The following is an 11,318-nucleotide window of genomic DNA, read 5'->3' as shown; positions in this document are numbered from 1 at the left end:
GACCAAGCTCCCCGGGGACGGACCCATGGCCCGGCCATGAGCCAAGCTGCCTATCCCTGGAGATCGGGTCATTTGGCCCAAAGACTTGAGTTATGGCCCGGCCATGACAGAGGCCGAGCCAGGCGCCCATGGCCGTGCCATAGGGGCGGTAGAAAACAGCCCGAAGTTCTACCGCGATACTGTGACCCCTGTCCTGTTAGGATGACGGTGGAGAATCAAGCCATGGCACACGTGCTTGAGGTGGACAGAGGAGACTTGGCGAACTTGGAAAAACTCCTGGTGGCGGCGGATGACGACACGGTTCGGCAGCTTCGGGAGAAACTGATCGTTGTGGAGCTGTTGGTTGGCCACGGCGACCGAGAAGGGGTGGTCCAGGCTATAGCCCAGTGTGATCGCCTCTTAAGCCGTCCAGCGTTCTGGCATAGACATCGAAACTGACGGCCGAGGCTTGACCCCGCTGAGTGGTCCGAAGCCGCCGCTCCCGAAGTAATTTTCCCATATCCTTGGGTGAACAACTTAAACTGGGCGGGCTTCACCCCTCGTCACCGGTCGGGTCCCAGTGCCGATCGAAATTCTGACGGCTCATCCGCTGCTCAATGAGTTCGACGATCAGATCGACCGCCCCGGATAATGTTTACCGGACTTCGGGGTCACGTTAACGATCGGCGACCCGATGGAGACGTTGGATCGCCTCGATTTCGAGTCGGCTGGAGCCCCGGGGGAACGGCGGGTGATGACGCGGCTCTTCGCTATGTGTTCCAAAGAACACTTTCCGTGAGGGAGGCGTCTATCAATTCTGTTGTGATCGGAGAGCGGGGCAGGGGGCTGGACCAACTAGAGAAAACCAGGTTGCTCATCTCCCGGGCTGGGGCGCGACCGAACTAGAGAAAGGCGAGATCCCTCGCAGGGCAGGGGATCGATATCATGGCCCCATGCAGTACGAGTTCAAAGCCTGATCGGGTTCCTGATTGCCTCCCTGGTGGTCGCCTTGACCCCGTCCTGGACCTGGCTGGGCCAGGCGCTGGACTCGCTCGTCGGGTGGTGAGCCCGACGAGGAGTCGTGAATCACATAGAGCCCCCCGAAGAGCCGGGTGTCCTCCAGGCTTTCGGGGCTTACACATCGACTCTACCCGTTGCGAGGAGTGGCCCCCGGTGATCGCCGGGACTCGACGGTGGGAATAATTATCCTAGCCCGTCGATGGCTACATCACGTCAGGGATGTCATAAGTTCTGGTCGAGCCGCCCCGATTTTTTTTCAAGGGCCGTTCCCTCGGCGATCTCTTGATGGAGCGCGACGACCATGAACGAGGAATGGGGTTCGATCCCCTCGCACAATGACGACTTGATCTTCCGATTCGGCCTGGAGTCCTCCGGGGCGATCTGCCGCTGGTTCGTCGAATCCGACGCCTGGCCTGGGCCGCACGGCGAATGGCGTTACTGGCGGACTCTGACGACGAGTTATCCGTGGCGTTGCGACGGTTATTCTCGGATCAGATGTGCCGGTCTGGGTCGCGCGGGTCGGGGACAATCGAGGAGTTGCGATCGCAAATTTGCGGGGAGGCGATCACGATGATCGACTGGCTATCGATCGCTCGATCATATAGGAAAGTCTACGGCGTCATTCACCGGCTACCCAAAAGGGTGAGGCTCACGCTGGCCGACTAGCGGTCGGCGAGGGCGGTCGGAATGCTCCGGGTAAGACGATATACTTCTCGAACGCCTCGACGGCAGCCCGGATCGAGCCGGGGCCTTGCCCTCGACGATCGGGCTGGTCGAGAGTCCGGCCTCACCTTGGCCGATCGGAAGAGATCGAGGGCCTCTTCGTCCTGAGGAGTGGGGCGTTCGTCGAGCTGGCCGAGAATACTTGAAAGAGACTACGGTAGACCAAACCGCCAGACTCAGGATGACGGTTCGCCGATGAACTTGCTGGTGACCGTCCTCGCCCTAGCCATCTCGGCCTGGGTCTGGGTGGACCGAAGCTCGCGACGCCACGCGGAGTGACGAGTCACGCGAGGTGATTAAAGGGCAGGGGGGTAGCCCAAGGGATGAGAACTTGCGTCCCACGATGCCATAGCGATACAGGACGACCGGACGCATAGGTATCCCGGCCCGCCGAAAGAGTACCTTCACAATCCCCTCATGGCGACGAGGAGCAGGCTGATTCGATCCGCGCCGTTTGGCGTGACTCTTCGAGGTCACCGGCCCGGCGATGGAGAATCCCGAGCGGGATTTCCGCGCCAGGCTCCGGCGAAGTCGAAGACGCGATCCATGGCCGGAACTCCGGCCGACAGCTCCGGCCCGATTCGACACCGGGATCGATGATGCCGCGCCCGTGGATATGGGGCTGTTGGAAAGACTGAAGCAAGCCAGCGAGATCGATGCCAGGTAGGCGAGGGTTGCGTCCGCGACCTCGCCCCAGCCTAGGAGTAGATAAGGGTACCGCCCAGATTGCTGTAGAGTCGAGGAGTGACGCGGTGGTGTAGGTTTGGCCTATCTGTTGCCGGCCCTTTCGGTCGCCGGTGCCTCAATAGCCTCACCCTGCTCCGTTTCCACTCCCCGCTCATCGAACCCGGCGGGCGATTTTCTCGCACCGGGCTCTCGGACAAGAACTCATGCTTTCGCCCACGGAAAGCTCTTGGTCCGAGCACTCAGGCGAATCAGTCCTAACGTGTTGTACAGGTACTGATCGGGGAACCGTGACGTTCCCCGGTTCCTCACCTTGTGCTTGGCGCAGAGCCACTGGCGGAGCCGCTGGCGACAATGCCGGTCGATGGCGCAGTACGCCGGGCTCACGGGGCCGAGACAGAAGTAGTTCGACCAGCCCAGCAACAGCCGGTTCAGTCGGGCCACTCGGTCCTCGACGTCCATCCATAACCAACGGCGGTCGGTCAACTCGCGGATCTCGTCCCGAAGGTTCGCGATCTTCTTCGCCGACGGCCGCGTCCCGATGAAGGGATGGCCCTTCCGCGCCGAGTAGCACCGTCCGATCGTATAGCCCAGAAAGTCAAACGTCTCCTCGGGAACACGGCACAGCCGCGTCTTGGTCTCTTCACCGTCAACCGGAGCCTCGACATCATCGCCCGCATCGTGGTCATCGCCTCGTCGGCGGTGCCGCGACAGCAGATGACGAAGTCATCCGCATAATTGACGACGTGAGCGTCTAACCGCTGTTCGTGTCCGAGAATCTTCCAGCCCACGATAAACCGACGCATGTACAGGTTGGCCAACAACGGAGAAAGCGGAGAGCCTTGTGGGCTTCCTCGTCCTTCGTCTTGATTCCGCGTTGTCCGTCGCGTTCGACCCCGTTCGTCGGCCTCTTCCACCGGTGCCACCAACCACATCTTGATCAGGCCCAGAAGGTGCCGATCGCTGATGCGTCGCGACAACGATTTGACAAGTTCGGCGTGCGGGATGCTGTCGAAATAGCCGGACAAATCGGCATCGACCACGTCTGTATGCCCCGTATTCACATGCCCATGAACTTCCTTGACGGCGTCCAGGGCATTGTGGTTGGGCCGGTAGGCGTGTTACTCAGGCTGAAGGTCGGCCTCGAAGATTGGCTCCAAGACCAGAACCACGGCCATTTGCGTCACACGGTCCCGGATCGACCCGATTCTCAGCGGACGTTGCTTACCATCGCCTTTCGGGATGAAAACACGGCGCACGGGGTTCGGTTGATACGTTCGCATTCTCAGTTCGGTCGTCAGTTCGTCCAGCCACCGGTCGCGGCCATACGCCTCAATGTCCTGGAAGGTCTGGCCGTCGACTCCCGGTGCGCCGTCGTTGGAGCGGCAGCGCAGGTAGGCGAACTCCAGGATGTCTCGTCGGTACACCTTGTCGTACAGTCGGTAGAACCGATAACTGGGCGATTCCTTCGCTTTGGCATGCAGCGCCGTCTGGAGTTTCTGAACCTTTGGTGGAGGTACGAGGCTCATCGCCAATCTCCCGGCTCTCGCGCTCTTTATAACGCTGGTCTTGAACTCAGGTCCCTTCCCTCGACCGGCATTACCCGGCGTCCACGGTACTGCGGACCTGTCCGTCACCCCAGACGGCCCGGCCTTTCCCTCACGGGAGTCCGGTTGGGGGTCACGCGCCTCCACCGCTTGGGGCTTCCCGTGTTGCGTTGGATCTCCTCTGCAGACATGCCATCGCCAATACCCCGGTGGGACCACTGGTTTGCGTCGCTTCGCGGGGTGTGACCCCCAGTTCTCCAGTGACGGCGGCCTTCCCCGTTTCAACGGCGGGTCGGCTCCCACGTTAAGACTTTCGAGGCCTGCTCAGCGTTCACTCACGTTACGGCCTGCCTGCTCGCGGGGTCGCCGAGGCGACCCTTTCCATCGAAGGCTCCGGCGGTTTCGTTGCCTCCACCGCCGCTCCGATTGCTACCGGCTGGAGCGACTGAGATGCCGGGCGGGATTTGCACCCGCTGAAGATCCAAGCCTTGTCACGGCGCACGTTGAAATATCCTTTAAGGAGCAAGGTCAGCGGACCTGGGCGCGATCCAATACGTACTGGCCGTACAGTATGACGTTGTCCCATTCAATGGGGCTGATGTGCTCCAGCAGAGAGACGTCGATCTCGTCCTCCTCCGTCTTGCACCACCGCACGGCCCGGGATATCTCCTTGGCCTGCCAGTAAATCACGCATGCCAAGATGAGCGTAAGGCAGCTACACGAGTTCATCTGCTCGTGCAGCTCGCGGGCATTGATCCGTCATCGCCGGCCGTAGTACACGTCTCGCGCCAGCGCGTGCAGTTGCTCGACCTTCAGCAAACCCTTCCGGATCCGCGAGCGCAACGGCGGATCGGACAGGTAGCCGAGCAGGAACTCGGTCTTGAAGACCCGTCCCAAGTCGCGATTGGCCCGGTAGTAGTGGTTCTTGGCCGTGCAGGACGCGAGCCGCTTCAGTGCCACCGACGCGGTCGTGTGTCCGCTCTCCAGAGACGCGTAAAACTGTCCCATCCGGTCCCATTGCTCGGCGATGATCCGCGGGTCAATCGTGCGGTCGGCCCGGCCCACCAGGTCGGCCAGCAACCCGTAGTCGCGCTTGGCGTCGAGCCGATAGAGGCGTTGCTTCTTGAGGCCGCGGATGCGGGGGCAGAACCGTCGGCCCAGCATTGCGAACGCCGCGAAGTTGATCTCCGTGTAGCCGTGGGTGTCGGTATAGTGCTCCTCCAGGTCCAGGTCGCTCTCGTTGTACAAGAGCCCGTCGAGCACGAACCCCGCGTCCCGATCGGTGCACTCGATGGGCGTGCTATAGAACGGTGCGTAGTTGTCGGCGACGAAGGAATAGAACTCCAACGCGAAGTCGCCGAACCGGGTGCTGTAGGTCTGCTGCATGACCTTGCTGGGCATGCTGAACCGTTGACTGTCACTGGCCGAGGTCCGATCCTCACCCCAATGAAGCGTGGCGTCGAGGCGAGAGATGGCGTGCACCAGCGCCGCCAGGATGGCCCGCTGCGTCTCCTCGGTCATCTGCCAGTCGCTGACACGCTTGAGTTGCCCGTAGGTGACGCCCTGAGTGATCTGGGCCATCGTGTGCAGGTCGATGTTGCAGCCGTGAGCCAGTACGACGGCCAGGATCTGGCAGAAATCTTCGGCGTCACGGCTTCCACGCCGGGCCGGGGGCAGGAAATGGTCGGTGAAGCGCAGGTCATTATCGACCTCGATGAGCAGGTCCGGGAGCCGGATCGATCGCATCTGTTTGGTCAGCCATCCCCTCAGGTCGCCCAGCCGTGTTTGCGTCGCGGCGTCCAGTGTCTCGGCGGGGTCTGTGGACAAATGCCAACTGTCCTCCGCCATCGTCGCATAGGTATTCTCGGGGGCCGTCTTGAGAAAGAGGTCGTAGGCCGTGTTCAACCGCTTCGTCAAGTGATCGGGGACGTCCTTGGGATCGGTGGGCAGGCCGGACCGCTGGAAGAAGGACTTCCGGAGCGACTCCCATCGTTCCTTGGGGAGGAAGTAGTCCTCGAACCGGCCGAACCGCTGGCCGTGCTTGACCGAGAGGTTTCCCGACCGGAGATCCTCCCGGAGCTTCATCAGCAGGGCGCACTCCCACGCCTTGCGGTCCGCCTTGCCATCGGTCACGACCGGGGGCAAGAGTCGCTTCGAGATGAAATCCATGGGTGCGTCATCGGGGAGTTTTCGCTTGAGGTCGGCATTCATCTCCTTGAGGACCCGAAGGGCCTCCAGGCAAGGCACGTCGCTGTCGCTGGCGTCCGGCAGGAATTCCAGGACGCGTAGCAAGACCGGCGAGAACTGACGCAGGTGGTTGAACCGCCGGACCAGGCCGTGGAACGCGTCGCCCTTCTTCCCGGTGACCCATTCGTCCAGTCCGGCCACCTGGGCCGCCAGAGTGTCCCTGGACACCGCGGCAAACAGCCGCGGTCGCAAGGCGGCGGACCCGACGGAGTCGTCCAGGATGATCGCCCCCAGCGACCGCAGCGCGGCCAGGGCCGCCTTGATCGCCTGACGCTGGCCGCGCATCTGGTCGTCCAGTTCGTGCTCGGCCCGGGTGTGGGTCCGGGTGAGGAGTTTGTCGAACATGTCCACCGCTTGGTCGACGGCGTCGCGATAACTCTGCCGAAGGAAACAGACCAGGGCCGCGAGACGACGATCCCGTCCGGCCTGGCGAAGGCGGTCCGCCGAGCACTTGCGGGCGTAATGGAACAGGGCGCGTTGGTAGTTGGCGTTCAACCAGGAGAGGTCGACGGCCAGGGTTCCGGTGGCCTCGATGGCCGCCAGTTTGTCGGCGAGGCCCTGCATGGCGGTCGCCGAGGGCCTGGCCGGGTTGGCCTTGATCCCCTGAAGGCCGGATACCGCCCCTCCCTCCTTCACCTCCACCAGGTCGTCGAGGGCCTCGATCACGCCAGGCGAAAGGGCACCGGCCAGCTTGGCGACGATGTGTTCCCGCGCCCGCTTCTTCTGCTCTCCGACCAGCCGCAGCAGCACCGACTCGGCGGGGAACAGGACGCGCCGCCCCTTGAGGAATTCGCGGGCGCGGGCCAGCAGCGACGCCGTCTGGTCCAGGCGGCACGATTCCTCGAAGATGAAGCGTCCCAGGGCTTCCGCCTGTTGCGAATCGAAGAAGGTCAGCTCGAGGTAGTTGCGAATGCGTTCCTGATGCTCCGATGCCGTATGCTGCCAGGGCGCGTAGTCGGCGACTATTTGGCCGGACTCACGCTGGCGACCCCGACCAAGAAGCTCCGCCTGGCCGCCTTGAGGAAATTCTTCGACGTGCTGGTCGTCCGTCACGTCGTCCTCCTCAACCCGGCCGCGAGAGTCCGGGTGAGCGCTACTCGGTCGTCGAGGGCAAGACGCCCGAGATCGGCACCGCCCAAGCCCGCGACCTACTCAAGTCGATCGACGCCTCGGACCTCGTGGGCCTTCGGGACCGGGCCATCATCGCCGTGCTGATATACACGGCCGCCCGTGTCGGCGCCGTGGCCAAGCTGACCCTCAAAAACTTCAAACACGATGGCACGCAGTACACCCTGCGGTTTTCCGAGAAAGGCGGTAAGTCCCGGGAAATCCCCGTCCGGCACGACCTGGAGCAGATCTTGCTAGGTTACATCGAGGCCGCCGGGATCACCGAAGGCCCTCTCTTCCGCACGGCCGTCAGGAGAACCAAGAAACTGACCCCCAAGGCGATGAGCGGCATCGACATCTGCCGGATGATGAAGCGGCGGCTCGGGGCGGCGGGCCTGCTGGGCCACTTCTCGCCGCACTCGTTCAGGGTGGCGACAGTGACCGATCTCCTGGATCAGAACGTGCCCCTGGAGGACGTCCAGTACCTCGCCGGTCACTCTGACCCGCGGACGACGCGGATTTACGACCGGCGACGTCGCATGGTCACGCGGAATATCGTGGAGCGCATCTCCATCTGAGCCGGGAGTCGTCACCGAGTTCCGTCTCCGCTTCGGGCCGACTATTGCCAGCTGCCCCTCCGCCTTCCAAGGATTCCCACCCACCGCGCTCGTCTGCCCGGGCGTACGACTCGCTCAGTGACCCAAGATCTTCTTGTGATACCACGTCGAGAGAGCTTCTCCGGTCTGATTCACGACCGGTGCTGCGCGCTTGTAAACCCAATCTTCCAGCTTGTTGAAAGCCCAGTCGTTGTAATCTCTCGCGTAGGCGCACCACTGGTCGAAGATCTCGTGAGCGCTCGTGAGTTTCGCGAGGGTGTCCGTCCATGCTGGGTTCACGCCCAAGGCCAGTTCAGCGACACTGAAGGCTGCGTCAACGACATTCTGGGCACCTTGGATGGCTAGGCCGTTGAAGTAGCGATAGTAGTCGATCAGTTGGGCAACGATATCATCGGGCTTCGCGCCCAGCGTCCCTCCAGGGGTCTGTCGGACCTCCGGGCCGGAAGAGTGAGGAACGAGCGGGAGATCCCGTGCGGACTTCGCTTGAATGATCTCGTTCAAATCCCTCCTGAAATAGTCGCTGTGCATATACCAGACTGGCACAGCAAGGTGATAGAGGACCGGCTCGCTGACGGCGGCCGCTATGGAGACACTGCTCGCCGCTGTCCCAAGGTCAAACACGTAATTGAGAGTCTTGCTCATCAAGCCGGCCACTGTCGATGTTGTTCCCTCGACGTTGTTGTCAAGGTCGCGGCGAATTGTGTCGTGAATGTCGCGCACTTCGTGATATGGATAAGGTCCCGATAGAGGCTGGCCGTCGATCACGCCGGGGGCCGTGATGTAACCGTCGTTGTAGGCGATGGCGCGGGTGTCGTCGCGGACGTCGCTCGGATACCGGTCGCCCATCAGCGGGACAGCGGTGGGGTCGAGCATGATCTCGGTGATTTTGCCGAGCCTGGAGTGGAGGCCCACCTTGTTGGCGATCTCGTTGTTCAGGACCCCTCCGCGGCTATGACCGACCAGTACGAGGTCCCAGGTCTCGTTCTTCCCGTCCAGGAAGGCCCGGATCTGCTGGGCCATGGAATCCGAGGGGTTATCAACGGAGAGCAGGTTCGAGGTCCAGCTCGTGATCCAGGCCACGGTCTCCGACCCGGCCGCTTGGAGGGCGTCACGGATCTGGCCGGCCAGGTCGTTGGTCCACTGCGTATCGCCGTTCTCGCCGCCCCTCGACAGCCAGAATCCGTGGCTCACGACGACGAGGGTGGGCCTGAGCACCTGCCCAACGAACGACTCGGCCTCGACCCCGTTCGTGTCGATCACCCCGTTCTGGAAGTGCTGCCCGACCCATCCCGGACGGACAATCCCGCAGTCGATTCCATTGTCGATAGGTAGTCCGAGGCTTCCGGACTCGCGGCCGTTCTCCCTGTAGTTGTCCCAGGTCTTCCCTCCGATGATCACAGCATCGGTTCCGTTGTTGTAGATCTCGCCGCCCTGGAACTCCTGGCCCCACCACCCTATGCGTCGGTCACCGTAGTCGACGTTCCTCCCGACCGGCAGATCGAAGACGCCGTACTCGCGGCCACTCTCCTTGTATTTGGCCCAGGTTTTCCCGCAAATGGCCAAGAAGTCCGTACCGTTCGTGTATATGGCTCCGTTCTCGAACTCTTGGCCGCACCATCCCGCTCGTCGAGCGCTGTAATCGACGTTCTTCCCGATCGGCCGGCCGAAGCTGATACTCCCGCCCAAAGTCTGGAGGCCGCCGATGTTTCCCACTAATGTGGCGTGCCCATAGGCGTCGTACTTCAGGAACTGGCCGTGGTCGTCGAGCGAGACGAGCTGTGGAACGCCACCGATAGAGAATGTGGTAAGAGCTGCCACCGGATAGCTGTCCATGAACGTCGCATGGCCGGCGGCGTCGAACCGGAAGAGCCGCCCGCCGGTGTCGAGCGAGACGAGCTGCCCCCCGCCATCGACGGCGAAGGCGGTCACCGGGTAGCTGTCCATGACGATGGCGTGGCCGCCGGCGTCGTAGCGGAAGAGCCGCCCGCCGGTGTCGAGCGAGGCGACCTGGCCGCTGCCGTCGACCACGAACGAGGTGATGGGATACTGGTCGTCGAGGGCCGTCGCGTGGCCGGCGGCGTCGAACCGGAAGAGACGGCCGGGTGCGTCGAGAGAGACGAGCTGGCCGGTGTTGTCGACGGCGAAGGCGGTCACCGGGTAGCTGTCCATGACGATGGCGTGGCCGCCGGCGTCGTAGCGGAAGAGCCGCCCGCCGGTGTCGAGCGAGGCGACCTGGCCGCTGCCGTCGACCACGAACGAGGTGATGGGATACTGGTCGTCGAGGGCCGTCGCGTGGCCGGCGGCGTCGAACCGGAAGAGCCGCCCGCCGGTGTCGAGCGAGACGAGCTGCCCCCCGCCATCGACGGCGAAGGCGGTCACCGGGTAGCTGTCCATGACGATGGCGTGGCCGCCGGCGTCGTAGCGGAAGAGCCGCCCGCCGGTGTCGAGCGAGGCGACCTGGCCGCTGCCATCCACGACGAACGATGTCACGGGGTATTGACTTCCTCCGAGAATCGTGGCGTTTCCCGCGGCGTCGTAGCGAAGGAGCAGTCCATTGTCTCGCAAGACGGCGACGATGCCGTCGCCATCGTCGATACGGCCGTATCCGATACCGGGGGCAATTACGTCGCGGCCTCCCTCCCCGTAGAGAACGTCGCCTCCGGCTTCACCGTAAAGGCGGTCGTCTCCAACGCCTCCGTACAGGTGGTCGTCACCGGCGCCACCCCACAGGATGTCGCTTCCTCCGTCGCCCCACAGACCATCATTGCCCGCTCCTCCCAGGATCAGGTCATTGCCGTCGCCGCCTTCGATCATGTCGTTGCCGTCGCCACCCATCAGCGTGGCATCGACAGTCACGTGTTGCGTGGGGGTCATCGACAACTCGATGAAGTCATCGCCGCCGAGCGCGTTAACAGCCACGCTCGTGACGTTCGCGAGGTTGAAGCTCGCCGAGAGTCCATCGACCGTGATCGCGGAGCCGGTCTGACGGATGACGATGACATCCCGCGCATCGGTACCCTCGACGTAGAGTTGGCCACCGGGGTTCAGTGAGGCGGTGAGATTGGCCGCGAGCAACTGGCGAGCCTCGCAGGATTCGACGCCGGGCCGGAAGGCGTTCCGCTTGGCTCGGGTGGCCTTGCGATTGTGACGGGAGAAGGAGATCAACATGGTGAGGGCCCGTTTCGTTGAAGGGGGAAGACCGGATCGCGGCCCCGCACCAGCCACCGTGGTCGTCGGTACCGCCTCAACTCGCCTATGCGGGAAGCGGGAGCCGGCGGCGAAAGCGGACACGGATTCCGAAAAATTCCCCGCGTCAAATCGCCCCGTCGCAGCATCCGATCCGCGTCGGTCAGGGGGACCCGCCACGCTACGCTCGAAATTTCGCCTCCCCGCG

At 63.1% G+C, this 11,318-nt stretch carries 6 protein-coding genes and 1 pseudogene; 2 read left to right on the top strand and 5 right to left on the bottom strand.

The features are described 5' to 3' along the window. Nucleotides 1-222 precede the first annotated feature (222 nt). The gene (locus tag P12x_RS30995) at nucleotides 223-438 is read left to right on the top strand and encodes a hypothetical protein (protein WP_435011962.1); all 216 of its coding nucleotides are present in this window, start codon (nucleotides 223-225) and stop codon (nucleotides 436-438) included. A 2,172-nt stretch (nucleotides 439-2,610) separates the two neighbouring features. On the opposite strand, the gene P12x_RS30990 is transcribed toward P12x_RS30995, so the two are convergent. From P12x_RS30990 to P12x_RS30975, 4 genes and pseudogenes are all read right to left on the bottom strand, one after another. Beyond that, complete coding sequence (locus P12x_RS30990) at nucleotides 2,611-2,892, bottom strand: group II intron maturase-specific domain-containing protein (protein ID WP_435011961.1); 282 nt, start codon at nucleotides 2,890-2,892, stop codon at nucleotides 2,611-2,613. Then, a complete protein-coding gene (locus P12x_RS30985) occupies nucleotides 2,889-3,470 on the bottom strand; it encodes a reverse transcriptase domain-containing protein (RefSeq protein WP_435011960.1) in 582 nt (193 codons plus the stop codon). The genes P12x_RS30990 and P12x_RS30985 overlap by 4 nt, the downstream gene beginning before the upstream one ends. Before the next feature lie 57 nt (nucleotides 3,471-3,527). Next, complete coding sequence (locus tag P12x_RS30980; protein WP_435011959.1) at nucleotides 3,528-3,935, bottom strand: reverse transcriptase domain-containing protein; 408 nt, start codon at nucleotides 3,933-3,935, stop codon at nucleotides 3,528-3,530. A gap of 546 nt (nucleotides 3,936-4,481) precedes the next feature. Continuing rightward, nucleotides 4,482-7,253: pseudogene (locus P12x_RS30975) on the bottom strand (Tn3 family transposase). A gap of 125 nt (nucleotides 7,254-7,378) precedes the next feature. On the opposite strand from P12x_RS30975, the gene P12x_RS30970 reads away from it, so the two are divergent. After that, a complete protein-coding gene (locus tag P12x_RS30970; RefSeq protein WP_435011958.1) occupies nucleotides 7,379-7,885 on the top strand; it encodes a tyrosine-type recombinase/integrase in 507 nt (168 codons plus the stop codon). A 114-nt stretch (nucleotides 7,886-7,999) separates the two neighbouring features. Here the strand turns inward: P12x_RS30970 and P12x_RS30965 are convergent, their stop codons facing one another. Further along, nucleotides 8,000-10,999, bottom strand: coding sequence for a hypothetical protein (locus P12x_RS30965; RefSeq protein ID WP_435011957.1), 3,000 nt, complete (start codon nucleotides 10,997-10,999; stop codon nucleotides 8,000-8,002). Nucleotides 11,000-11,318 lie beyond the last annotated feature (319 nt).

The organism is Tundrisphaera lichenicola, assembly GCF_051175385.1.
GTDB classification, from domain to species: Bacteria; Planctomycetota; Planctomycetia; order Isosphaerales; family Isosphaeraceae; genus Tundrisphaera; species Tundrisphaera lichenicola.
The sequence above is the reverse complement of the archived record's forward strand: the minus strand, read 5'-3'. Positions and strand labels throughout refer to the sequence as shown.